Raw genomic sequence first — 25562 nt, 5'->3', positions numbered from 1 at the left:
TCACCGCTGATATCGATCGATTACCTGCTCAATAAATGCCTGCCATTTCTGATTGGGAACCCAAATTCTATGTAAATCATTTTTGGCAGTTTCTTCATCTACCCCTTCATGAAGCAATCTGTATAAATAGATAAAAGATGAAACTCTCATATTGGCAGCGCAGTGAACAAACACCGATTTGTTCGCATTCGCTTGCATGACGCTAAAAAATTGACTGATATCCTCAACAGTAGGATTTTCCCAAACTACTGGGATGTGTACGTATTCCATTCCCAAATTTTCAACAAGTGCTTGCTCGTTTGGCAAGGCTTTGGGTGATTCGGCTAAGGCTAAATTCACTATAACTTGATATCCAGCATCTTTAATAACACCTAACTGCGCTTCGGTCGGCTGTCCCGCCGTTGCCACTTTTGCCGACACTTTGAAAAAGTTGTAAATGCTTTCAATTTGGTTCTCAGACATTCTGTTCTCCTTTGGTCGGCAAATGAGCGATCGAAATATTGCCACCAGTAATATTTACTATTAAGGTTCTCTAGCGGAATAGCTGAGGATAAATCTGCCTCCAAGCCATCCACGTAAAAACTCCAGTTAACAGCACCATCCATAGCAATTGTATTAACCAATACTGCGGGATTGCTAACTCCCAACGCAACAAATCTACCAACGGAGAAAGAGGAAGAAAACTAGCCACTTTACTCAATAAAGGTGGTAGAGTTTCGCGGGGAAAAAAGGTGCCGCAGATAGTGTACATTGGTACAATTAATAAGTAAATTGGCACGTTTATGTGATCGATCGTTCGCATGACACCAGCTGTGAGCAGTCCCATCGCCGCAAAGAGCAGACTGCCCAGGCAAATTAACGGTAAAGATAATAACAAATTCCAGCCAGAGAAAAACCCCAATAAAACTTCTACGATACCCGTCACAACTCCGGTAATTGCGCCGCGAGTCGCCGCCCAAAGCCAGTCGCCGCAGAACACTTCTGCAAAAGTCAGCGGTGCTGTTAGCAACGCTTGCCAAGTTTTTTGGAAATTCAAACGAACAAAGCTGCCGAAAGCTCCTTCAGAATAGGACTGGAAAATCACTCCGATCGCAATCATTCCCGGTGCAATAAACGTCATGTAATCGACAGTTTTACCCGCATAAGTAACGTCTCCCAGTAGCGGCGTTAAGCCATAACCAAAAGCTAGCAAGTAAACGATCGGTTCTAACATAGGAGGAAGACAGTTAACCAGCCAAGTCTTTTGATAAACTTTAGCGTGGCGATGCCAAACTGAATAGATTCCCCAAAGTGTGATGCTCGATTTAAACTTCATTTAAAGACCTACCAGTTAGGCGTAAAAAGACATCTTCTAAATTAGCTCGTCGCCGCGTGAGCGAGGTTGGCTGTTTGGCGACGAGTTCCTCCCACAACAGATTGGGATTTTCAGGCGGTAAGGTCAACAAATATCCGCTACTGAAAGGACGACACCAAGTTCCTGTTTGTTTTGCAAGTTGTTGCAGGATTGATTCGGCAACGCCTTCAATTTCGACAATTTCTTGACCTACTATGCGCGAAATTAGTTCGGTGGGAGTGCCAGAATCAATTACTTGACCTTCCTGAAGCAGCAGGAGACGATCGCACAATCGTTGCGCTTCGTCCATATAATGAGTAGTCAATAAAACTGCACAGCCATTTTGTTTCAATTGACTCACCAATTTCCAAAATTCTTGCCTTGCATCTGGGTCTAACCCCGTAGTCGGTTCGTCTAAAAACACTACATGAGGTTTATTAATTATCGCACGCGCTAAAACTACTCGCCGCTTCCATCCTCCAGAAAGTTCATCAATTTTATAATTTGCATAATCTTGCAATCCCAGTCGATCGAGTAATTCTCCGACCTGATGCCGCGCCGCTTTACCCGTGATGCGATAATGATGGGCAAAGTGAATCAAATTCTCTTTAACTGTGAATTCCGGATCTAAATTATCTTCTTGAGTTACAATTCCCATGAAATAGCGAGCTTGCCGACCCTGAAGGTGTACTTGCCAGTCTCCCAACTGCACAAATCCTCGACTGGGAATCACCCCTCCGTAAAGCATCCCCACCGTTGTGGTTTTTCCAGCTCCATTCGGCCCTAAAACTCCGAGAATTTCTCCTGGGTTAAGCGTAAAATTGACGTTTTGCACGACTGGGCGAGTGCCGTAAAATTTCCACAGGTCGTTTGCTACTAATGCGATCGATTCCATAAATTACCTGGATGTTAATTATCCTCACTGCCCTAATTTACAGATTGCTATATAATTTGGCGATCCTGATGTGAAAGCTGCCTTATCGTAACCTCCCAACTTAGTTTCTACTGTAAATCCATTGTACTTAAGCAAGTTCCCCATCTCGTTCGGGTGATAAAGCCGCAGTTTTGTTTCTTCCACAAATTCCTTTTTCTGTTCTATTAATCGGAAAAATAACTTACTCTTGGCGATTTGTGCGCTCACATCCAACTCGTTAACAACAGTTACCACCATTGTTCCTCTTCCATCTGGATCGGGATATACAGAATATAGGGTGGGCAATGGAGACCACATCGCCTCTATAGTCTGTTTCGTATAATAATTAAGCATATCTATAATAAATTTTCCGTCTGGTTTTAAATGTTTTTTCACGCAATTAAAACAGGATTCCAAATCTTCTATCCTTAAGAGATGGTAGATTGAGTTTAAGGAAAATATAATTAACGAAAACTGCTTGCCCAAATCGAAATCGCGGACATCAGCTTTTATCCATTCTACTCGGTCAGATTTCTTTCTAGCTTCCCCCAGCATAGAGTCCGAAATATCAATTCCCGTTACTTGCAAACCTTTTGCCGCTAACGGAAAAGCGATTCTCCCCGTACCGCAACATAGTTCTAAGACAGGTTCGCCATACTGACTAACCATGTCAGTCCAAAAAGGAATGTCTATCTTGGCTAAGTTAGAGAATGGGTAAAAATTATCGTAGATTAGATCGTAATGTCTGCCATCATAATGGATAGACTCGCGATCGGAAAGCTTGATAATGCTTTCCCCCTCTGGTTGACTTTTTAAATCGTCAATATTTGAGATTATCTGATTTTCTAATTCGTTGCTCACTTCGTTACTCACCGTTAAATTTACTCATTTTATTATATAGCAAGGGCAAATGAGTGAGGGAAACATTGCCACCAGTAATAATTACCCCGATTTTGGCATCAGATGCCGTAACTGCACCTTCTAATAAAGCAGCAGCAGCTAGCGCACCTGTAGGTTCGACAACAATCTTTAAACGTTCCCACAAGAAAAACATGGTGCGAATAATTGCTGCTTCAGATACAGTTACCATGTCATCAACATAATGCAACACTAATGGAAAGGTAATCTCACCAAGACAAGGGGTGCGAACACCGTCGGCGATCGTATCGGGATTGCGAACTTTATGCAATACTTTGGTGTGGAAAGAACGAGTGGCATCATCAGCTTTTTCTGGTTCTACGCCAATGACGCGACAGTTTGGCGATCGCATCTTGGTAGCGATCGCAGAACCGGAAAGCAAACCTCCACCGCCACAACAAACTAAGAGTAAATCCAACTGACCCACTTCTGAAATTAGTTCCAGCGCTGCTGTACCTTGTCCCGCGACTACATGAGGATGGTCGTAAGGAGGAATCAGGGTTAAATTGCGATCGCTTGCTATCCTTTTACCCAGTTCTTCCCTTGTGGTTTCGTTAGGATTGTAAAGAATAACTTCCGCACCATAACCGCGAGTGGCCGCAATTTTCACATCTGGAGCATTCTCCGGCATTACAATAGTAGCGGGAATTGCGAGTAGTTTGCCAGCCAGAGCTACTGCTTGTGCGTGATTGCCGGAAGAATATGTTAAAACACCCTGCCGCTTTTGTTCCTCCGACAATTGTACCAGTGCGTTATAGGCTCCTCGAAATTTAAACGAACCCGTGCGTTGAAAATTTTCGCATTTAAAAAATACCTGACAGCCTGTTAGTTCGTTAACCGTAGTTGAAGTGATAACGGGAGTGCGATGAGCTATACCTGCTAATCTTTTGGCAGCAGCTTCTACGTCTGTATAGGAGACAGGTAAACTTTTGGAAGAGGATGTGTTTGATTGATTTTGCGTCATAAAAATTACCAAAAATAAAGCCAAGGATTGTTTGCGATCGACTCTCATTTAATCAGACGCAAGAGGGTAGAGGACTTTTGACTTTTAGAGCGCCCGTGCCTAACCCGCCCTACGATTACATAAGTTTCTATCACCACAAAAAGTAACATTGGGTTTCTCCAGAATTATACCATTATGTGCGGTTGTTACTACTTGGTATGTAGGGTTTTCTTCACTCCCATTACCTTGACTGATTGCCCAATCATAAATTTCCTAAAAAATACGGTTTACTTCTATTTATTTTTCGGTTTTCCTCATCGCCATCACTGATTATCTTAGGCATCATAAAGATGTGCTTGAACAAAAGCTACAGCAAATCTCAAACAAAAGCGAGGAAATAGAGTTATGGCTCTTCTTAGATGGAATCCTTACATTGAAATTTCTACTATCCACAGTCAATTGGATAAAATATTTGACGAAATGATTGGATTTTCTCCATCCCAAAACAGCATTTGGACACCAGCAGTTGAGTTGCAAGACAACGGCGACAATTTGACCTTAAAAGCTGAACTGCCTGGTATTGAAGCTAAAGATTTGGATGTCAGCGTTACTCGCGATGCTGTTGTTCTTCGTGGGGAACACCGCTACGAAAATCAATCGGAAAATAATGGTTTCTTCCGTTCTGAGTTCCGTTACGGTAAATTTGAGCGCGTAGTTGCTTTGCCTGTGACGGTAGAAAACGATAAGGTGGAAGCTAATTTTAGCAACGGTATTCTGATGCTAACTCTGCCTAAGACAGCAGCAGCTAAAAATCGCGTAGTGAAGGTGAATTTAGCTGAGACTGAAACTGCTGCTAATGTAGAAACAGAACCATCTGAAGCTAAGTAAGCCGATTCGAGCGACAAAGTAATCTCTGAATAGTTGAGTAAAGCCACTCAAGTTGCGATTAATCTGACAACTTGGGTGGCTTTTTCGGCTCTTTCCGATTGATGGGGTAAAATGTTGATTTGTGTTACGAATTTGGGGGATGGTGCGTTAGGCACGGCAATTTAATTATTGGTTGCCATACTCAATTTATCGCCCTTGCCCAACACAACTTACAGTTAAATAAGATCTGATTATCTAGTGGCTAGGGAAGAGGAAAATTTTTGACTTTTAACTTTTGACTTTTGACTTTCCTATTTAACCCCTAGTTTTGTCAATTCTTGAATAATCTCGAATTCGTAGTTGCTCGCTAAGTCTGTAAGAGCCTGCGCTATGGAAGCATTTTCTGGCGGAATTTGCTTAACTAAATTCAAAATTATATCATCGCTGCATTGAACTGCGGCTTGCTGTATTTGTGCGACCAACTCAGTTGGAATTTTCTTGAAACTTTCAGATGTTAACTGAAAAGTGGTTACCGAATCATCTCGATCGGCAGCTAGTTTGCTCGCGTCTGCGGATGATTCCGCACAGATATATTGGACACCTAAATGTTTCCTAATTTTTCCTAGCAATTCCTCTTGTTGAAATGGCTTGCTCAGAAAATCGTCACAACCGGAATCGAAGGCCATTTTTTGGTCTTCTTCAAAGGCGCTGGCACTCAAGGCAACGATCGCAGTTTCTTGACCTCGCAAAGAGCTTTTAATGTGTTTGGTAGCTTGATAGCCATTGACGATCGGCATTCTCATATCCATCAAAATTAGGTGCGGTTCCCAACTTTCCCACAGGGAGATCGCCTCTAGCCCATTTTCGGCTTCTTGGACTTGAAAGCCGATCGAGGTGAATAATCTGGCTAACAAAAGGCGGCTTTCCGGGCGATCGTCTACGACTAAAATGCGATATTCTACTTGGTTAGGCGCTAAACCAATTACTTTGTAGTTACTGCGATCCGTTTTAATCTCAGTACGATCGGCAAAGCTGATTTTGATATCGAATGTAAATATACTTCCTAACCCCAATTTGCTACTGACTCTAATATCTCCGCCCATCAATTGCACGAATTTTCGGCTAATCGGCAAACCCAATCCGGTTCCTTGTCCTGATTTTATACCTGTTTCTGTTTGCCCAAAGGCTTCAAATAACTTGTTCATCTCAGTCGGACAAATGCCGGAACCGGTGTCTTCTATTTCAAAATAAAGTCGAGCATCCTTCATTCTCGATCGTTCGTCGTTCGTTGTTGATGGCGATGAACCATCAACTCTCACGCGCACCGTTACCCTACCTTTTTCTGTAAACTTGATGGCGTTCCCCAGGATGTTAATCAAAACTTGGCGCAATTTTCCTTCATCTGTTTTGATAAATTGAGGTAGGTCTGTAACTCTCTCGAAAATTAGCTGCAATCCGTTAGATTTAGCTTTTAATCGAAACATATCTTCAACGCTATCCAGCAAACCAATTAAATCAAAGCTGCTTTCATTTAAAGTGGTGCGACCTGCCTCTATTTTGGACATTTCGAGAATGTCATTAATTAGGGACAGCAGGTGTTCGCCAGCGCGATTGATAATTCCCAGATATTCTTGTTGCTCGGTTTTGAGGGAAGCATCGCCAGCTATCATTTGGGAAAAGCCGAGAATAGCATTGAGAGGGGTACGCAGTTCGTGGCTCATCGAAGCTAGAAATTCGCTTTTGGCACGGTTGGCTGTATCTGCTGCCAATGCTGCTTTTTGTAACGCTTCCGATTGCTTTTTAGTTCGCTCTAGTAATTCGGCTTGCTGCAATGCAACTCCTAACTGATTGCCAATTTGAATGGCGATTTTAATTTCTGCTTCTTGCCAGTGGCGATGGCCAGAGTTTTGATAAATTGCCAGCAATCCCCAAAGTTTTTTGCCGGAAAAGATGGGAACTATGATGTATGCTTTGGCTTGAAATTGCTCTAATAAGTTAATATAACAATCGTTAAATCCAGCGTTGTAAATGTCTTCTACAGCTAGGTAGTTTCTCCCTTTACTGTAAAGGCCACCTTTAGTTTCTTGCAGATAAGTATCTTGAAATATGACACTATTTCCGCTTTCAAATGATTTCACAACGCAGCGATCGTGTTCTGTAGAAACGGCTGTCAAGCTGGGGTTACTAGCTTGTGACTGCATTACGGACATCCATCCCGGCCCAACTGACTCGGCGACCAATTCGCCGCTCCAGTCGGGTTGGAAACAATAAACTAGGACGCGATCGCACTTGATTACCTGCCGCAATTCTTGGGTAGTAGCGGTAAATATGGTTTCCATATCCAAGGTTTGCCGCATTCTTTGAATTACTTGGGCGATCGCTTTTTCCCGTTCCGCACTTTCTCTGACAGCTACTTCTGCTTTTCTGCGCTCTGCAATTTCAGTTTTGGCTTGTTCAAATAGGGTAGATTGCTGAATCGCGATCGCCAGTTGCACGGAAATTTGTTTGAGAGATTCTATTTCCGAAGCGAGCCACTGACGAGGGCTGCTACAGTGATGGACAACCAGCAATCCCCATAACTTTTCATTATACGAAATGGGAACTACCAAGTTAGCTTTTACCGCAAATTGCGAGAGTAAATTAACGTGGCACTCGCTTAAATCACCTGCGTAAATATTTTCGATCGCCCGAATGCGACCTTGCTGATAAAGAATAGCGTAGTTTTCCCGGAAGCAATTATCTTCAATATCGATGCCCTTCATCGGCGTCCACCCTTCCCCCACCGACTCGACAACGACCGAGCCACCCCAATCGGGATAAAATTGATAAATAATTGTCCGATCTGTTGACAAAAACTGCCGCACTTCTTCGACTGCCGTTGTCAGCACTTCCTCCAAGTTGAGAGAGGAACGAATCCGCTCTTGGATCGCACTGACTAGGCGCTCCCTTTTCAGTTGTTGCTCCAGGGCAATTTCCGCTTGCTTGCGATCGGTAATGTCAGTCGCCGAGCCGATCGCCTGTTTCACCTTACCATCAGGGTTTCTGGCGAATACGCTCTCTCTCGTGAGAATATACCGCCATTCTCCTTTGGTATCTCTCACCCGATATTCCAACTGGAAAATATCGCCATCCGTCGCCGTTTCATATTGTTGGAAATGCGCGGCCATTTTTGGTAAATCTTCAGGATGAATAATACTGCGGAAAAACGCCCCTCCCATTTCTGGAACTTGTGCTGGGGTATAGCCGAGCAAGGTAGCAATTTGGCGATTGCTATAAACAGTGCGGCGCTCGATTAGATCGTAAATATATAAAACATTTGGAGAAGCCTGGGTAATCCGCTCAATAAAATGCTTGCTCTGTTGCAAGGCTTCTTCTGCTAACTTGCGATCGCTAATATTGCTAAATGTACAAACCACGCGCTCGATGTTGCCATCATCGCTCAATTGCGGATCGACATTCAGCAGCAACCAAAGCGTATCTTGTTTGGCAGGACGAAATGCGCCGATGACGAGGTTATGCACGGGCTGACGCTGCACGATCGCTTGCTTTAAAGGATGGCTCTGTTGGCAAACGACATTACCTTTTTCATCGAGTAGCTGCCAATTGAGGTCAAAAGCACTTTTTACCGGGATTTCGCATGGGCAAATACCCAGCAATTCTCTCCCCACTTCGTTAATTAAAATAATTTGGCCATCCCCATCCAGCAGCAGCACTCCTACTGGCATAGTCTCGATCAGCGATCGAAAGCGTTTTTCGCTTTCTTGCAATGCTACTTGCCTAACTAATTGAGCTGTATATCGGCGATCGAACAGTGAGGTGACTAACGTTCCAACTAAGACGATCAGGGTGCCAACTCCAATCTGAATTGCTAACCAAGAATTATCAGATCTTTCGATTGGGATTTCTTCCCAATCCGGCATTTGTAAAAAGCAAGTCGCCCACATTCCGGTGTAGTGCATTCCGCTGATGGCAATACCCATGACGAAGGCGCTGGATAGTTTCAGCAACGGGATCGACCTCGACCCCCAGCCTACCTTCCCTAGAACGGTAGACGGGAATGTTTCTCCTTCTCTCGTAGGCAAGAAGGTTGCGGGGTTAGGTTTACTTGCATTGCGAAATTGAAAAGCCAACCACAAGGCAGTACTGGATGCGCCGATCGCCACCGCCACTGACAGGGCGACGAGGTGGGGGCGGTAGTGTATCGCCACCGGCACTCTCAGCCCTGCCATACCCAGGTAGTGCATTGAGGCGATCGCCAGTCCCATCGCCGTGCTACCCCCCAGCAGCACCGATAGATTCAGTTCGGGGCGGCTGAATAACAGCAATGCCAATCCCGATGCCACAATTCCATCCAACCAAGAAAGGAAGGTTAGCGGCACGTCGTAGTTGACTGGGATAGGTAGCTGGAAGGCTAACATGGCGATGAAGTGCATCGACCATATCCCCGTTCCCATTGCGATCGCGCCACCCAGTATCCAAGCCAGTCGCGATCGCGGCGATGATGCAGGCGTCACTCGCCCCGCTAAATCTAGTGCTGTGTAGGAGGCGATCGCTGCGATCGTAAATGAGAGGGTTACTAAAATCGGGTCGTAACTGCCAGGAATTATGTCCATAAAAAAATACTTGACAAACTTAAACTGGGACTCCTTCACTTACTAACACTTTTTCAAAACAGCTTATTTCCGATCTTACTTTTGACTTGAGAGGAATTTTAATCACAAACTCGGTGCCTTTCCCGAACTCAGAGTAACATTGCAAGAAACCTTGGTGTTTTTTGATAATCTGATAAGAAATCGCCAAACCCAGTCCGGTTCCGTAACCTATGGGTTTGGTAGTATAGAACGGATCGTAGATTTTAGCCATCACTTCCGGACTCATACCCATGCCGTTATCGGCAATGTGAATTTCCACCCATTTATGTTCGACTAAAACGGTGCGAATGTGTATTTTAGGGTGGTAACCTTGCACCCTGGTAACGTTGTATTTTTCCCGCTCTTCGATCGCATCGATCGCATTACTCAGAATATTCATAAACACTTGATTTAGCTGCCCTGCATAACATTCGAGCGGCGGCAAATCCCCATACTCTTTTATCGTTTGGATCGCCGGACGGTGGGGCTGTTCTTTCAAACGATGTTGCAAAATCATTAAAGTGCTGTCAATCCCATCATGGATATTTACTCGTTTCATTTCCGCTTCGTCTAGGCGGGAAAAGCAGCGCAAAGAATTGACAATTTTTTTGATTCGCTCTGCTCCCACTTTAATAGACGCTAAAATTTTCACCAAGTCTTCTACTATAAAATCTAGTTCGCTCGCGTTAATTTTTTGCTGAATCTCGCCCACTGGCTGAGGATAATGCTTTTGATAAAGTTTAACTGTTTCTAAAATATCTCGAATATATTCACTCGTCGGAGCAATATTGGCATAAATAAAGTTGATGGGATTGTTAATTTCGTGAGCTACTCCGGCTACCATTTGCCCCAAAGAAGACATTTTTTCGGTTTGCACGAGTTGAATTTGGGTGCATTTAAGTTCTTCTAGGGTTTTTTCTAACTCTTGCGCTTGGCTGCGAAGTTTGGCTTCCGATTGTCGCAAAGCCGCTTCTGCCAAGGAGCGATCGCAATTTTCCTGTTGCAAAAGTTCATTTGCTCGCTCTAATGCTGCGGTTCTTTCGCGCACCCGCTTTTCTAACTCAATTGTTAGTTGGCTGAGTGCATTTTGAATTTGTTTGCGTTCGGCAATTTCGTTTTGTAAAGCCGCATTTGCTGCTGTCAGTTGCGCCGGATTGGGTATAGCTATAATTTTCGGGATCAGTTCTATCATTACAGCTGCTGTAGTTATGGAAACACCAGCTGTCATTGCTTTCAGAAAACCCGACCACCAATAATCGGGATGCCACAGCGTCCAAATTTCCATAATGTGGGTGATGCCGCAGCAGATAATGAAAGAACCGAACAAAAAGAAAATCCAATCAAACGGCACGTCTTTCCGCTTTTTTATTATGTAAATTAGTTCGATTGGAATTAAAAAGTAAGCTAAGGCAATCAGAGAATCTGAAACTATATGCAATCCCACCAATCCAGGCTTCCATAAGTAGCAGTGTCCGTGCGGAATAAAGTACCCTGAAAAAAATTGCCCTGAAAAAAATTGATGGAGATTTTCTGTCACGATAAATTATCCTCCCTGGTTGGCAAAAATTTACTTTATTATTGATGGTTTCCTAAAAAAGCTAGGTTTGTTCAAATTTTAATTTGACGAAAGTTTCTATATCTTAAGATACAGTTTAATTGTACCTTGACAGGAGGCAGACGATCGCTCTGTTATAAATATACATTTGCCGACTGTAATGCTAGCTTATTTGCATTGTGGAGTTTACCCTGGCGAGATCGTCACTCTAAAGAAAGATTTTTTTGATTTTTCTGGGAGTGCTGCTGCGCTCCAGAAAAAATAAAGCTGGCAGAATTTTGGTAAAAAAAGTAACAATTCTTAATTTCGATCGCATATAGACCTTCTCAAGTAAATAAATGTTCCGCTTTTTCCCCCTGATTTTTCTAAAGCAAGCCCAACAGTTCTGTTTGCTTAATACATTTAAATAAGTTTATCTTAAAAAAGATTGATTTACTGAATCTAGATTGTCACATTTTTAACAGTGTCCGAGCCTATGATATGTGACATTTAAGGTGACACGCCGATGGATGATCGGGCCCATCTTGGCAGCAGGGATAGCTCTGTGAAAACTGTCCGGACTCGCTGAATGTACGGCGACAATTTTTTTGACAGCAAAAAAAGAATGAAAATAAATTTTATCAAGGTGAAGCGATTGACAGTCACCCTACCCTTTATAATTTATCGTGTGCTGACGAAACTCAAAATACGAATGTTTGCTGAAACAAAGGACACCAATATAACATAAAGAGCGTCCCGCCTTAAGTCGATAGGCTTTTGAATTGATACATCCAAAAATTGACTATTTACAGAAAAAGAGAAATTTGGTAAATAAATAACACAGTAAGATTAATTGACAATTAATAATTCATAAATTACCTGCTTACAATTGCAATTTACAATTCAAGCGAGGAGTCAGATAAGTTTATTTTATATGGCGATGGTACGTTATGACAATAGACGAAGTAATAGAATTAATCCGCGCTAAATTCCAAAAGGAATTAAATCCCGTACAGGAAATGGTACTCCGCGAAGTCTGGCAAGGAGAAACATATTCTAAGATAGCATCTGCCTCTCACTATGGGGAGCATTACCTGAGAAACACAGCGTCCTCCTTGTGGCAATTGCTGTCAGGAATTTTTAACACAACCATTACCAAAGCCAACTTCCGCTCAACTCTAGAGTCCCGCTCCCTGTCAGCGGATGAGCAACAGTTAATCGCAGAATTCAGCTGCAAGCAAGCTCTGGCAACACCCTTGGAATTTCCCAGTGGCCCAGTGCCGATCGCTTCCCCATTTTACATCGAGCGCCCACCGATTGAAGAACTTGCTTATCAAGAAATTGTCAAACCGGGAAGCATTATTCGGATCAAAGCCCCTAGAAAAATGGGTAAAAGCTCCCTGATGCTGCGGATATTAGAGCGAGCCGTTTCGACTGGCTACCGCAGCGTCACTTTGGACTTTCAGCAAGCAGAAGAAGCTGTTTTTGAGAACCTGGATAAATTTCTGCGTTGGTTTTGCGCCAACGTCAGCCGACAGCTACAACTAAAATCTTTATTAGACGATTATTGGGATGAAGATATGGGTAGCAAAGTGAGCTGCACTATCTATTTCCAAGCGTATCTGCTCAAAGAAACAGACAGCCCTTTAGTGTTAGCTTTAAATGAAGTGAATGCGCTTTTTGAGTATCCTAAAATAGCTCAAGAATTTTTGCCCCTGCTGCGAAGTTGGTACGAAGAATCCAAGCGGATTGACAGCCTCAAAAAACTGCGGTTAATCGTGCTACACTCCACAGAAATTTATGTTCCCTTAAAACTTTCCCAATCACCTTTTAATATAGGATTGCCACTGGAATTACCTGATTTTACAAAAGCGCAAGTAATCGCTTTGGCGCGACTGCACGGACTGAATTGGACAGATGGCCCAGAAGCCGATCGACTCCTCGCAATGGTGGGAGGACATCCCTATTTAGTGCGGCTCGCTCTCTATCAAATGGCTCAGGGAAATTTGACCTTAGACCGACTGCTCCAAGAAGCTCCCACAATAGGTGGAATTTATAAAGACCACTTACGGAGCCTGTGGGCAATTTTGCAAGAGCATCCAGAACTGTTGGCAGCACTCAAACAAGTGGTCGTCGCCCAAGGCAAAGTACAATTAGAACCGATACTCGCCTATAAGTTAGATAGCATGGGGCTAGTACAACTCGATGGCAATGAGTGTAGTTTCAGTTGCGAATTATACCGCCAGTATTTTAGTTCGCAAAACCTGGGTTAAAAGGGATACCTTGGGCGGTTGCACTACAATATCTAATTGCAATCGGCTTGAATTGTGTTTGAAGATGTGAGCGATCGCAATTGTTAACTCATCGATTATCGTGCGTTTCCAAGCTTAAGCTTCCGGGTCAAGGAACTGCATAACTTTTCGCGCAATCAGTTCGGGAGAATAACGAGTTGTATCGATTACCAGAGTTCGATCGGGGGCTAATTTTTCTAGTGCTACTCTTGTTGCAGATGGATCGTAGCTTCGTCGTTCCTCAACTACAATCTTTAAGCGATCGCGCACAGCAGATACCGAGTATACTCCCTGACGTACCCGCTCTAAAATTTCTGCTGTTTCTCGATCTGAAAAGAAAGCTGTGGCTTCTGGCACTCCCAAATCTGCAAAACTGCTACTTTGGCTTACTTCAGAATGATGTCCTGCTTGACTCGATTTGGCAACGCGATCGAAAGAATCATTACGAATTAAAAGGCGTTGCAATCTCACATATTCAGGAGCATCCAAAAACACAAATTGCGCTAGGGGAAGCATTTTTGTTGCATAAGTAACCTCATTTTCACCCCGCAATCCATCAAATATGAGTGGGAAATGAATTTCCAAAGGATCGATCTGCAATTGGCTTAAAATATGTACCATTCCTGCCGGAAATAGCTGTTTGTATCGACGGGTATAGTAGAGCCGCGATAAGCGACACGAGGGATTCCCCCCTTTTTCATCCATCTTGACGATCGTCGGAATAATAAACCGATCGGTTAAAGTGCGCCGATTCGGGAGCAAGCTAAACTCTAGTCCTGCATGGGATAACGCAGCAGTGACCGTACTTTTGCCAACACCAGTCAGCCCTACCAAAATCAAAAACGGACGCTCCACCAGTGGGAGCCACCCTTGAGAAACTGAAAACCCGATGCCAATACCAGGAGCTAGTTCCACGGAAACAAGCTCGTCTTGAAAGAACAGCATTATGTTGATTCTACTTCCTATGATGTAAATTTATCAGAACTTTGGTTAGTTTTGGTGAAAAAAAATATACCCCTTAAAACAATCACAAAGGCCAATAAGTTTAAGCATTATTAAAAGCACATTAACTAATTCGCCGTCAGCCTGCCAGTCAATTCAGTAGTCCCCATCAGTGATGGGATATAAGACGGGGAATGGCCGATCGATCTCTAACCGCTTCAAAAGGGCGGTTTGAAAGGGCAAGCGGTCGATGAGGAATCCCCAAATATTTCCGTAGGGGACTTTATCTCAAATTGTATATTGTGATATGATCTCTAAATCCAGGAGGTGATATCGAGTGTTATAGAAAGGCATACAAGTTCGTCTATACCCATCAGGAGAGCAACAAATACTATTAGCTCAGATGTTTGGCTCTGCCGATTTGTGTAACTATGCCTTGAACAAATCTATTGAAGTTTAGAAAGAAACAAATAAAAGGCTTGGAGGTTCACCACTCAATGCACTTCTGCCCGCATTCAAAAAACCATTTATAAATTGTTGTTACAGACGGTGAGAAAGGGTTATACCTTTGTTTGTCAGAGATCGCTTCGATCGGTTTATTGTCGGTGTATTTCCAATTCCAACACTATTTGACATCATTCTGCGCTCGCCGGAAGGCGATCGGATCGGAACCTATCAGGACAATAAATTAATTTACGGTGTCAGTGCGGGGAATGAAACCTCATTACTAAAAGAAACTGTGTCGATCGCAGCCTATGGCGCGAACTGGAAATTAGAAATTATCACGAATCCAGCATTAATTATGGGAGCGCGATCGCTGCTGCCCGATATTGTTTTATTTGGCGCACAAAACTTTGAGTTTCTTCGCATTGTGCAGTTGGCAGAATTATCTCAGAATCGGGAATTATTAAGTTAAGGGGGTATCGTTATGTCTGCAATTGCAGTTCCTAAAAAAACAAAGAGCAAAATCAATATTCTGATCGTGGATGACCAGCCGGACAATTTGCGAATCTTGTCTAGCATTTTGCGGGATGAAATGTACAAGGTGAGACAAGCTATAAGTGGAGAAGTCGCCTTGGCTGCGATTCAGGCAAATACTCCCGATCTGATCTTGCTCGATATCCGGATGCCACAAATGGATGGCTATCAGGTTTGTTCGATTCTGAAAGCCAATCCTGCCACTCGCGATATCCCCGTGATTTTCTTGAGTGCGTTGAATGATGCCAGCGATAAGGTCAAAGCCTTTGCGGCGGGTGCAGCAGATTATATTACCAAACCCTTTCAAACCGAGGAAGTACTGGTTCGGATCGGACATCAACTCACGATTCGGCAGCAGCAGCAGCAATTATTAGAGCAGAATCAACAGCTACAGCAAACCGGAGTAATGCTGCAATTTCAGGCAGAACAAGAACGATTAATGGGCACGATTATTCAACGAATTCGGCAATCTCTCGATAAAGAAGTTGTTTTCAGTACAACGGTTTCAGCCATTCAACAGTTGCTGCGAGCCGAGCGCGTTTTAATTTATCAATTGTTTGATAATCACACGGGAAAAGTGGTTGACGAAGCCGTTTTGTCCGGTTTTCCAGCTATTTTGGGAATGGATTTTCCAGCAGAAGTATTTCCCTCCACTTATCACGAACTTTACAAACACGGCAGAATTTGTATCATTAATGATATCTATGCCAAAAATGCCGATATTACCCCTTGTTTAGTTGAATTTGTCGAACAATTGGCAGTTCGGGCCAAGTTAGTTGTACCGATTCTGGCTAATGAAAAACTGTGGGGATTGCTAATTATTCACCATTGCTCTGCCCCCAGAGTGTGGCTGCGTTCGGAAGTGAGTTTGCTTTCCCAACTGGCAGGGCAGATTGCGATCGGTATTCAACAGGCAGAACTATATCAAGAAATCCAAAATTTTAACAGCACTTTGGAACGGCAAGTGCATATTCGTACTTTACAATTACAGCAATCCCTCGCCTTTGAAGCTACTCTCAAACGTATTTCCGATAAAGTACGCGACTCGTTAGATTCCCATCAAATTCTGCAAATTGCAGTCAAAGAGTTAGCCACCGCCATCGAAGCAAAAGCTTGCGATGCTGCTCTCTACAGTCCAGATCGCCTCACCTCGACAATTCACTATCAGTATGTACAACCTGGGCTACCCGCGACTCAAGGACAACAAATCCAGCTCGAAGATGCACCTGAGATATACGGTCAATTGCAGCAGGGATATTGTTTTGCGTTTTGTCAGATGCAAGCTAGCCCCATTCCCCATCATTCAGCAATTTTCGTCTGTCCGATAGTTGATGGGCAATTGCCACAAGCTGGAATCATTGGCCATCTTTGGGTGTTCAAAGCGATCGCTTCTAGCTTTAGCGAGATGGAAATTAATTTAGTGCAACAAGTTGCTAACCAGTGTGCGATCGCTCTCCGTCAAGCTCAATTGTATGAAGCCGCTCAAGCTCAGGTCAAGGAACTCCAACGACTCAATCAACTCAAAGACGATTTTCTCAGTACTATCTCCCACGAACTGCGTACTCCAATCTCTAGTATCCAAATGGTCACTAACTTATTGATAACGCTAACTAATCAGGAAGAAACTTTCGTGCGGGAAATTTTTCATTTGAAAGAACAAAATAACAAAGCGATCGATTATCTCAAGGTTTTGCAGGAAGAATCTGAGCGGGAACTAAACTTAATCGAAGATCTGCTCAGTCTTCAGCACATCGAAGCGGGTGTTTACGCCAGTCAACCTACTCCGATCGATTTGCGAGACTGGTTGCCTCATGCGATCGAAAGTTTTGAAATTAGAGCCCGAAACCAACAGCAAACACTACAAGTTGAAATCGCTCCCGATTTTCCGATCCTGACTGTTGACTTGCATAGCTTCAGCCGGATCGTCACCGAACTACTCAATAATGCCTGCAAATATACCCCCCCCCGTGAGACGATCTCTATTTTTGCTTATACAAAAGCCGACCATTTCTATTTAAATATCGTGAATACGGGTGTCGAAATTGCTCCTGAAGAACTGCCTCGTGTTTTTGATAAGTTCTACCGGATTCCTAACAAAGACCCTTGGAAACACAGTGGCACTGGCTTGGGACTGGCACTGGTGAAAAAGCTAGTTGAGCAAATGCGTGGGACGATCGCTGTTCAAAGCGCGAACAATGCCACCCAATTCATCATTCGATTGCCTCTTTTTATTGAAAATTGAGATAACTGGGGTGGGCATTGTCCACCTTACTAGCCCCGCAGCCCCAGTCCCTTTAAATTGACGATCGCCTTTACCAACTCTTCTGGCTCAACAGGCTTGGGAATATGCCGCTGAAATCCAGCTGCGATCGCTTGTTGTTGGTCAATTTCTCCTGCATAAGCCGTCAGAGCGATCGCAGGCACCTGTCCCCCCTGTTCTGGCGGCATAGTTCGGATTTGCCGAATTAACATATAGCCATCCATCTTTGCCATACCAATATCGCTGACCACCACATTTACACTCGATCGCGAGAAAACTTCCAAAGCTTCGATCGCCGATTGAGCAGTGATAACGATCGCCCCTGCTTGTCGCAGGATGAACGCAACTACGTCCCGTGCATCTTCCTCATCATCGACTAACAAAACTCGAAGCTTAGCAAGTGGGCAATCGGCAATAGACAATGAAGAGTAGTCCAATAGCTCACTTTTCTCTTGTGCCAATTCGCTGTTTTCGATTAAGGGCAGCTCAACTGTGAAGGTAGCACCCTGTCCTTCGCCAGGGCTATCTGCGCGAACAGTTCCACCATGTAACTCAACTAAATGACGAACTATTGCCAACCCCAGTCCCAATCCGCCAAACATCCGCGTGGTGGAAGAATCTGCCTGACGGAAATACTCAAACACATGAGGTAGAAATTCTGGAGAAATGCCTTTACCAGTATCGCTAACAGTAATTTGAGCGTAGGAATGGAGAGAAAGAGAAGATGACGAAGCATTTTTGCGATCGCTTTTATCTTCCTCAACTTGCTGCAATCTCACCTCCACTCGCCCTTTCTCAGGTGTAAATTTGACTGCATTAGAAACTAAATTCCAAACTACTTGTTGCAAACGTCCAGAATCTCCTAAAACCTTTCCAGTTGTTGAATCGAGCGATACCTGGATTTGAATCGACTTGGCTTGTGCGGCTAAACGCACCGTCTCCAGTGCCGCGTTAATTGTCCAACCTAAATCTACCGGAGCCATGTTTAGGTTTAATTTACCTCGTAGGATGCGGGAAACATCCAACAGATCCTCAATAAGTTGAGTTTGGAGTTTGGCATTCCGCTCAATTGTTTCTAGGGCGTAAGCAGTTTTTGCCGCATCTAATCTGCCACTGCGAAGTAATTTAGACCAGCCGAGAATTGGGTTGAGGGGCGTTCGCAACTCGTGAGATAATACAGCCAGAAACTCGTCCTTGATGCGGTTGGCTGCCTCGGCTTCCTCTCGCGCTGCTTCCGCCTGTGCTAGATTTTCTGCTAGTTGCCGCTCCCGTTGCAAAAGCAAATTAGCCGAAAATTCGAGGGACTTACCTAATAAAGCGATTTCTTTGATGGGTGAGGGCGCGATCTGAGGGCGTTCCCCTTTGGCCAACGCTTCGGCGGCGGCGGCAGATAAGGTAATGCTGCGAGAAATCTGCCGCGCCAGTACGATCGCACCACTACCGCTGATGAGCAGCAATGTCAAACCAGAGCCGATCGCGACCCACATCGCTTTTTGTGAGGGGCCTTGGATGACTGCCACCGGGACAGTGACGGCAACCGTCCACCCCAAATTATTTATCCGACTATAGGCGACATATACCCGCTTTCCTTCCAGGGTCGTGTCGCGGTACACTCCCTCACTTGACTCCCGAATCCGTTTGAGGAAAGATGCTGTTCCCCGCTTTCCCACAAAACGATCGGGATTGCGAGTGCGAGCCACCACGATCCCGTGAGCGTCAACGACTGTACGAGTCCATTCTCCATCTACAGGAGATTGTTCTTCCACGACGCTCGCTAGTGCTTTCGGGGTAATCACAGCAGTGAGAATGTAGCGTAAATTGCCGTTGCGGATCGCGGGAACGCGGACTGGAAAGGCGAGATTTCCCTGCTCTCCAGGGGTGAGATTGCCCACTGTCGGCTGGCGTGTCAGGACAACGCGCCCCAGGCTTTCTCGCTCGATCGCAGAAGGCAACGGCATACCAAAAGGTTTTTTGGTGTTCGCCAACTGACGACCGTTTGGTGATAAGAGGATGGCAGTTAACCAGGTTGGTTGCGTCTGCACTACCCGCAGAGCCTGATTGTAAAAGGACTTGAGATCCCCTCGGTCAAGTTGCTCCGATGTCGCCAGTGCTTGCAGCGTCCGAGATGTGCTAGCAATCTCGCGCTCTACTGTCTCTGCTAAATTACGGGCCGCTAGAAGTGCGCGACGCTCTGATGTTGCCTTCTCTTGGTTTGACAGTCGGTAGACGACGGCAACCGCAAACAAGACTACCGGGAGCAAAGACCCTGCCACAAGTAGCACCAGATGCCACCTGAGCGGTAGCACCCAGCTACTGAACATTGTCGAAGTGCGATCTGTGCTTGTTTGAGGCAACCCATTCACCTAGCGGAACCGAAAATTTATTGCTGTAGTTTTTGTCGGTCATATCTTCGATTGTTGCTCTATTAAGAGATCTCCTCCCTCGTGCCGATCGAAGATTATCGGGAGGGCTTCCTCATATTACTTTCCGGAAACCCCGACGTTTTAATAAAAAAGTAGGATTAAAAGTCAATTTCTCACTGCTAATTTTAATGATGGAGTGCCAATCCCCGAACTAAAGTTTCCGTGACGAAGGTAGCAAGACTTTCAACCTCTTTAGTATTACATAGGGAAAGTTGACCATCCATCAGCAGCATTGCCAATCCATGTACCAACGACCAAGCAACCCACGCTAACTGTTGAGTTTCTCCAGAACGGATTGCACCAGCAATTTGTCCTGCCTCGATCGCATTCACAAGTACTCCAAACGCTTGCTTACCTGCTTGCTCCAAGGATGGGTACTTGTCTGGATTGCCCCGATCAGCACCAAACATCACCCGATAATGGGATGGGTGTGCGATCGCATATTGTACGTACCTTACACCGATCGCTTCCAGCCGCCGCAACGAATGGGATTCAGCCACATCCAACGCTGTATTGAGCGCTTTTGTCAATCCCATAAATCCTTCTTGCGCTACAGCTGCTAAAAGTGCCTCCTTGTCCTCAAAGTGACGATAGGATGCCGCATGAGATACCCCAATCCGACGCGCCACTTCTCGCAGCGACAGGCTGCTGACATCTTTTTCGGCAATCAGTGCGATCGCTTCATCCACTAACGCCTGTCGCAAATCCCCGTGGTGATAAGTCTTTTTGCCACTCATCCGTTACCAGTCCCAAATTGAATAACTTTTCTTTATTATATGTTGACACTGGTAACTTGTTAAGTTAAATTAAAAGTGTATGGCGATCGCGCTAAACAAAGCATTTAGCGATAACTCTTTTGGCAAGAGCGAAAAATTATCGCCCAAATGCTTTGCCCCTCCCTAACTCTTAGTTTCTCGCCCCTAGTTCCTGGCTATATTTGTTTACAAGCGGAGATTGTTTCAAATAAAGCCTTAACAGGCGTAGCCAGCGCAACCAAAGTTTAGCAGGTTCCTCAAAGAAGGTAAAAATATCACCGTAAGCCTGGTTAGTTTTTTGATGGTGTATCCAATGCCTCTCAGGAGTTGTGATAAAGATTAATTGGCACAAAATAGTTACGAACTTGGGAGTTTTTGTTCCCAAGATAGTTATATGTCTCCACCAAACATGAAATTGACCGAAAAGCAGTCCGCCAATCACACCTATAGGAGAAAAAGGCCACAGTACTACTGCCAGTATCAAGTAAGGCAAAGCACCCAAGATTCCATCTAAAAGAACCAGAGGATTAAATGTCAAGATAGCGTAATGACGAAAGTTTTTTTTCCAGGAATGGTGCGTTTTTACGTGGAGAGTACCAAAAATGTGTTCGGGTATGTGGTAAAAGAAGGTAGAAAGGAAGTCACCCAAAAACAGTAATAACCAAGCTACACAGATTGCTTCAAGCATTTTTACTTCTCAAATTCACTCAGAAACACCACACAAAATAGTTATCCCAAGAGCGCTTCCAGCACACCAGTGTTGAGGTATGAGCCAAATACCGATGCTGTGGCATCGTCGATCGAAATCAAAATGATTTTGGGGCTCATCGTCGCTACCTTAGTTTCCAGATGGCATCCATAGGACTTACAGAACTGACACATAGAATAGGGTGGGTCAGATGCTGAAATTATCATTCTGTCGATCCATAATTTCGTCCGACGCTTCCTACAAGTTCATCTAAGTGTAACACTTGCCTAAGTCCGGATTGATTAGCACGCTTGATTTTATCTATCAAATGTTAAAATAATAGTTACTTTTGTTAAAGGAAAGTTTAAAAAAGTATTAACATTTAATTAATTATTTAACATTTCAACTACTCTAATTGCTCATATGGCTGGATCTAGTCCCAGCTATCCACAAATGCCATCGATATAAACGAGATCGATCGGCCATTAAACCTATCGATTGCAACTCTACAAGGAGTATGAAAATATGTTTGATTACAGCTTAGAACATCTCTTTTCTTACACCATAACTCTGAAAAACCCGATTGAGTTTATTGGGCCAGTCCCAGAGGGAATTCGGGCTAATGCTTACTTTGTTGGGGGATTAGTGAAAGGCCCAAAAATGAATGGAAAAGTTCTTCCTGGGGGAGGGGACTGGGTAACTATTCGCCCTGATGGTGTGGGTTTAATTGATGTACGAGCTACTTTTGAAACCGATGATGGAGCATTAATCTACACAAATTATTTGGGAGTATATGATTTAGGAGAAGATGGCTACCAAAAGTTTTTGAACCAAGCAATACCACAGCAATTTCCATTACGCATCGCTCCTCGCTATCATACAGTTCATCCAAACTACAAATGGCTTAATCGCTTACATTGTATAGGAATCGGTCAAGCTTTTTTAGAGCGTTCGGAAGTGGAGTATGATATCTATGCGGTTAGGTAGCTTAGTTGCAGTTGATGAAATTTGAGTAAAAAAATATTCCGCTTAATGATGAGTGGGATAGTTTTTTTTCAGCCCTCGGTAATTTATGGAAAATTACCTTATTTGAGTGCTATTCGACGGTCTAGCAATGCCATAATAGTTTTCTGCAATCCTATCTGGTAATCGATTTTAATGACTACGCCCATACAAGTTCTAGTTACTGGTGCAACAGGACGTACAGGTTCGCTCGTTTTCCAGAAATTACAGCAACGTCCCCAGCAGTTTATCGTGCGGGGATTTGCTCGTTCCAGCGATAAAGTTCGGCAATTATTCGGCACAAGCGATAACTTTTTCTACGGTGATATCCGCGACTCAAACACTCTGATAAAAGCGCTAGAAGGTTGTTCTGCGTTGGTCATTCTCACCAGTGCTATTCCCCAGATGAAAGGAATCCCACAACCGGGTCAGCGTCCTGAGTTTACCTTTCCTGATGATGAAATGCCACAAGTAATCGATTATCAGGGTCAGGTTAATCAAATCGATGCTGCAAAAGCTTCTGGAATCGATCGTATAGTTTTGGTCGGTTCAATGGGCGGCACTAATGAAAAGCATCCTCTTAACAGTATCGGCAATGGCAACATCTTGATTTGGAAACGTCAGGCAGAACAGTATTTAATTGATTCTGGTATTGATTATACGATCGTTCGCGCTGGGGGTCTATTAGACCAAGCGGGAGGCAAACGAGAACTTCTAGTCGGTAAAAATGACACCATGCTGGTTAATCCACCAAATGGAATTCCGACTTCGATTCCGCGTGCAGATGTGGCAGAAGTGGTGGTGCAAGCTTTGTTGGCACCAAATGCTCGCAACAAAGCATTTGACTTGATTTCTCAACCGGAAGATGCGCCCGGTACTGTGGTGACTACAGATTTTACCGCTTTGTTTGCACAAACGACGCCAGGATTGTAATTTATTAGACATCTCCTGCCAAAGAATCTCAAAGGACAGGCAGGATGCCTACCCCACAAGAATTTTTGGAGATGTCTATTAGACATCTCCTCCCAAAGAATCTCAAAGGACAGGCAGGATGCCTACCCCACAAGAATTTTTGGAGATGTCTGGTGATGTTTTGGCACACTCACTGCCAAGCTACCCTGTGGCGGTGAGCGTGTCAAACTGCTGCACAGGAATTATGGGTGGGACTGGGCAGTTGGAAAAGAATACGGAAGATTTGCAAATCGAGAGAAATGTGTGTTATAGTGTTGAAGCTGAAAAGGACGCATAGCTCAGTTGGTTAGAGTACTACGTTGACATCGTAGGGGTCACTGGTTCGAGTCCAGTTGCGTCCATTGAGTTAAAACCTTTTCGCGTAAGGGTTTTAGCTTTTAATCAGGGTTTTGCTCAAGCTGGGTCGCATCGATGACTATGACAGGCTATGTCAGCTTGAACCATCTAAAAGGATAAATTAAAGATACCGAATTTCAAGGGTTTAGGCATGGCAGGCCACCGAAATCGAAAAGGAACTGTAGCAGTTCAAAGTTTCAAAGGAGTGCTTCGGTTAGTTTGGACTTATCAAGGTAAACAGCATTATCTTTACTGTGGGCTGGCTGATACCCCCCTAAACCGCATTGTGGCTGAGGGGAAGGCTAAGGCAATTGAAGGCGATTTGGCCACTGGCAACTTTGACCCGACCCTAGCCAAGTACAAACCGGAACGCCAAAATCAGATTTCTGTAGTTGAACTGTTTGAGAAATTCATGGAACGTCGATCGCGTCAGATTTACGACCGTAGCTTGGCCAAGTACAAAGGACTTCTCGGTAAACTGCAAAATCACTTTGGCAATAAGGCAGCGATCGGTATTGGTGAGAAGGAAGCTGAAAAGTTTATCCACAAACTAGCAACTAAAATTGCTGCAATTACTTTGAGAGAACGCATTGCCCTGCTCAGAGCTTGCTGGAATTGGGGAATTAAGCAGAAGCTAGTTACTGAAAACCCTTGGTTGGAAGTTAAGGTTAAAGTTCCTCCCAAGCAAAAGCCCAAACCTTTTACTAAAGATGAAATTTTGAAAATTGTTGAGGGTTTTCAAGAATGTCAACCTCATTATACTGATTTTGTGAGTTTTCTTTTTGGAACTGGGTGCAGAACTGGTGAAGCGATCGCTCTTCAGTGGAAGCACATCAGCGACGATTGCTCACAAGTTTGGATTGGAGAAAGTTTGAGCAGGGGTATTCGCAAGGAAACTAAGACTGGGCGCGATCGTACCGTTAATTTGACCCTACACCTTCAACAATTGCTTTTAACCCGTCGCCCAGTTAATTTCAACCCTGATGACTTGGTTTTTATGGCTCCACAGGGCGGTGCGATCGATGATCATAATTTTCGTAATCGGGCTTGGAAACCAATTCTTACTGAACTTGGGATTTCCTATCGCAAGCCTTATACCACTCGGCATACTTTAATTTCTCATGCTCTTGAACGAAAGGTAAATCCGGTAGAGGTTGCGGAAATGACTGGCCATGATGTGCAAACTTTGTTTGAGCATTATGCTGGTGTAATTAACAAAACTAAACTGCCTGATATTTTTTCCGACGACCCTTGAGTTGATTTCCAAGTTTCTGGGATTGATAGTAAGCGATCGCTCTCTGATGGTCGGGGTGCTGCGGATTCATGTTGCAGCTAATCAAGTCCAAAATCAATTCCTCGTTGTATAGCCATTCGTTCCCAACAAACGCGCAGTGAATTCCCTCTATCAGAATTCCCTGTTGGCGATACCTTACTAAAGTCCGAGGACTTTTTGATAAAATCTCACTGGCTCGATTCTTGTTTACGAACATATTTCCTGAATAGCAAAATAACAGAGTTTGTTACTCTCCAAAATCAATAGCAGATTTTGCTATCTGTTTCTGAGAGGTTTGTAATCAGCAATGATTTGAAGTGCCGTTTTACACTTCATCAAAAGTTTCAGGGAATAACGATGGTTCGCTATTTTGTTCAGTAGTCGATCGCATTCTTGAAGAAGCTGAGCTTTTTGGAGATTTGCGGCTGCTAAAGCGTTCTCTTTTTTCATCGTATTTTTGCTGAAGTTAGAATTCTAATGTTTTAACCCATCCACATGAATTG

Annotated in this window: 22 protein-coding genes and 1 tRNA gene; 10 read left to right on the top strand and 13 right to left on the bottom strand. The window is 44.0% G+C overall.

Annotated features, from left to right (window positions below):
• The 5 genes from ACE1CD_RS16025 to ACE1CD_RS16005 all read right to left on the bottom strand — a co-directional run bounded on the left by ACE1CD_RS16025 (window position 1) and on the right by ACE1CD_RS16005 (window position 4128).
• Window positions 1-462 (bottom strand): protein tyrosine phosphatase family protein, encoded by a 462-nt coding sequence (locus ACE1CD_RS16025; RefSeq protein ID WP_374794323.1) that lies wholly within the window; start codon window positions 460-462, stop codon window positions 1-3.
• A gap of 70 nt (window positions 463-532) precedes the next feature.
• Window positions 533-1315, bottom strand: a complete 783-nt coding sequence (locus tag ACE1CD_RS16020) for an ABC transporter permease (protein WP_374825455.1) — start codon at window positions 1313-1315, stop codon at window positions 533-535.
• Window positions 1305-2228: an ABC transporter ATP-binding protein gene (locus ACE1CD_RS16015; protein WP_374825453.1), complete on the bottom strand. Its 924-nt coding sequence runs from the start codon at window positions 2226-2228 to the stop codon at window positions 1305-1307. The genes ACE1CD_RS16020 and ACE1CD_RS16015 overlap by 11 nt, the downstream gene beginning before the upstream one ends.
• Window positions 2229-2252: 24 nt before the next feature.
• Window positions 2253-3119 (bottom strand): class I SAM-dependent DNA methyltransferase, encoded by an 867-nt coding sequence (locus ACE1CD_RS16010; protein WP_374825451.1) that lies wholly within the window; start codon window positions 3117-3119, stop codon window positions 2253-2255.
• Window positions 3112-4128: a threo-3-hydroxy-L-aspartate ammonia-lyase gene (locus tag ACE1CD_RS16005; RefSeq protein ID WP_374825449.1), complete on the bottom strand. Its 1017-nt coding sequence runs from the start codon at window positions 4126-4128 to the stop codon at window positions 3112-3114. The genes ACE1CD_RS16010 and ACE1CD_RS16005 overlap by 8 nt, the downstream gene beginning before the upstream one ends.
• Window positions 4129-4512: 384 nt before the next feature.
• On the opposite strand from ACE1CD_RS16005, the gene ACE1CD_RS16000 reads away from it, so the two are divergent.
• Window positions 4513-4995 (top strand): Hsp20/alpha crystallin family protein, encoded by a 483-nt coding sequence (locus ACE1CD_RS16000; protein ID WP_374794318.1) that lies wholly within the window; start codon window positions 4513-4515, stop codon window positions 4993-4995.
• Between the two features lie 290 nt (window positions 4996-5285).
• Here the strand turns inward: ACE1CD_RS16000 and ACE1CD_RS15995 are convergent, their stop codons facing one another.
• Together ACE1CD_RS15995 and ACE1CD_RS15990 are read right to left on the bottom strand one after the other, a co-directional pair.
• On the bottom strand, window positions 5286-9587 hold the full coding sequence (locus tag ACE1CD_RS15995) for an MHYT domain-containing protein (protein ID WP_374825447.1): 4302 nt from the start codon (window positions 9585-9587) through the stop codon (window positions 5286-5288).
• Window positions 9588-9606: 19 nt separating this feature from the next.
• On the bottom strand, window positions 9607-11142 hold the full coding sequence (locus ACE1CD_RS15990) for a sensor histidine kinase (protein WP_374825445.1): 1536 nt from the start codon (window positions 11140-11142) through the stop codon (window positions 9607-9609).
• Between the two features lie 947 nt (window positions 11143-12089).
• On the opposite strand from ACE1CD_RS15990, the gene ACE1CD_RS15985 reads away from it, so the two are divergent.
• Complete coding sequence (locus ACE1CD_RS15985; protein ID WP_374825443.1) at window positions 12090-13412, top strand: AAA-like domain-containing protein; 1323 nt, start codon at window positions 12090-12092, stop codon at window positions 13410-13412.
• A gap of 114 nt (window positions 13413-13526) precedes the next feature.
• Here the strand turns inward: ACE1CD_RS15985 and ACE1CD_RS15980 are convergent, their stop codons facing one another.
• Window positions 13527-14375 carry an AAA family ATPase gene (locus tag ACE1CD_RS15980; protein ID WP_374825441.1) on the bottom strand — a complete coding sequence of 283 codons (849 nt, stop codon included), beginning with the start codon at window positions 14373-14375 and terminating at the stop codon, window positions 13527-13529.
• A gap of 349 nt (window positions 14376-14724) precedes the next feature.
• Between ACE1CD_RS15980 and ACE1CD_RS15975 the strand changes: the two genes are divergently transcribed.
• The 3 genes from ACE1CD_RS15975 to ACE1CD_RS15965 all read left to right on the top strand — a co-directional run bounded on the left by ACE1CD_RS15975 (window position 14725) and on the right by ACE1CD_RS15965 (window position 17592).
• Complete coding sequence (locus ACE1CD_RS15975; protein WP_374794360.1) at window positions 14725-14832, top strand: helix-turn-helix domain-containing protein; 108 nt, start codon at window positions 14725-14727, stop codon at window positions 14830-14832.
• A 108-nt stretch (window positions 14833-14940) separates the two neighbouring features.
• Window positions 14941-15288 (top strand): hypothetical protein, encoded by a 348-nt coding sequence (locus ACE1CD_RS15970; protein ID WP_374825439.1) that lies wholly within the window; start codon window positions 14941-14943, stop codon window positions 15286-15288.
• A gap of 12 nt (window positions 15289-15300) precedes the next feature.
• The gene (locus tag ACE1CD_RS15965; protein WP_374825437.1) at window positions 15301-17592 is read left to right on the top strand and encodes a response regulator; all 2292 of its coding nucleotides are present in this window, start codon (window positions 15301-15303) and stop codon (window positions 17590-17592) included.
• A gap of 29 nt (window positions 17593-17621) precedes the next feature.
• On the opposite strand, the gene ACE1CD_RS15960 is transcribed toward ACE1CD_RS15965, so the two are convergent.
• The 3 genes from ACE1CD_RS15960 to ACE1CD_RS15950 all read right to left on the bottom strand — a co-directional run bounded on the left by ACE1CD_RS15960 (window position 17622) and on the right by ACE1CD_RS15950 (window position 21476).
• Window positions 17622-19964, bottom strand: coding sequence for an ATP-binding protein (locus ACE1CD_RS15960; RefSeq protein WP_374825435.1), 2343 nt, complete (start codon window positions 19962-19964; stop codon window positions 17622-17624).
• Between the two features lie 194 nt (window positions 19965-20158).
• On the bottom strand, window positions 20159-20770 hold the full coding sequence (locus tag ACE1CD_RS15955) for a TetR/AcrR family transcriptional regulator (RefSeq protein WP_374825433.1): 612 nt from the start codon (window positions 20768-20770) through the stop codon (window positions 20159-20161).
• Between the two features lie 169 nt (window positions 20771-20939).
• Entirely contained in the window at window positions 20940-21476 is a 537-nt protein-coding gene (locus ACE1CD_RS15950; protein ID WP_374825431.1) for a sterol desaturase family protein, read from the bottom strand.
• 525 nt (window positions 21477-22001) lie between these two features.
• On the opposite strand from ACE1CD_RS15950, the gene ACE1CD_RS15945 reads away from it, so the two are divergent.
• From ACE1CD_RS15945 to ACE1CD_RS15925, 5 genes are all read left to right on the top strand, one after another.
• The gene (locus tag ACE1CD_RS15945) at window positions 22002-22463 is read left to right on the top strand and encodes a DUF3237 domain-containing protein (RefSeq protein ID WP_374825429.1); all 462 of its coding nucleotides are present in this window, start codon (window positions 22002-22004) and stop codon (window positions 22461-22463) included.
• 171 nt (window positions 22464-22634) lie between these two features.
• Window positions 22635-23411 carry an SDR family oxidoreductase gene (locus ACE1CD_RS15940; RefSeq protein ID WP_374794413.1) on the top strand — a complete coding sequence of 259 codons (777 nt, stop codon included), beginning with the start codon at window positions 22635-22637 and terminating at the stop codon, window positions 23409-23411.
• Window positions 23412-23529: 118 nt separating this feature from the next.
• Window positions 23530-23727, top strand: a complete 198-nt coding sequence (locus ACE1CD_RS15935; protein ID WP_374825427.1) for a hypothetical protein — start codon at window positions 23530-23532, stop codon at window positions 23725-23727.
• A tRNA-Val gene (locus ACE1CD_RS15930) sits at window positions 23718-23791 on the top strand. Before ACE1CD_RS15935 ends, ACE1CD_RS15930 begins: the two co-directional genes overlap by 10 nt.
• A gap of 146 nt (window positions 23792-23937) precedes the next feature.
• A complete protein-coding gene (locus ACE1CD_RS15925) occupies window positions 23938-25041 on the top strand; it encodes a tyrosine-type recombinase/integrase (RefSeq protein WP_374825425.1) in 1104 nt (367 codons plus the stop codon).
• Here the strand turns inward: ACE1CD_RS15925 and ACE1CD_RS15920 are convergent.
• On the bottom strand, window positions 25007-25276 hold the full coding sequence (locus ACE1CD_RS15920) for a hypothetical protein (protein WP_374825423.1): 270 nt from the start codon (window positions 25274-25276) through the stop codon (window positions 25007-25009). The genes ACE1CD_RS15925 and ACE1CD_RS15920 overlap by 35 nt on opposite strands.
• Before the next feature lie 59 nt (window positions 25277-25335).
• Window positions 25336-25509: a hypothetical protein gene (locus tag ACE1CD_RS15915; protein ID WP_374825421.1), complete on the bottom strand. Its 174-nt coding sequence runs from the start codon at window positions 25507-25509 to the stop codon at window positions 25336-25338.
• Between the last annotated feature and the right edge of the window lie 53 nt (window positions 25510-25562).

Source organism: Aerosakkonema sp. BLCC-F183 (assembly GCF_041929145.1).
Classification (GTDB): domain Bacteria; phylum Cyanobacteriota; class Cyanobacteriia; order Cyanobacteriales; family Aerosakkonemataceae; genus Aerosakkonema.
Note: the sequence above shows the minus strand (reverse complement) of the source record. Positions and strands in the feature narration are given on the sequence as shown.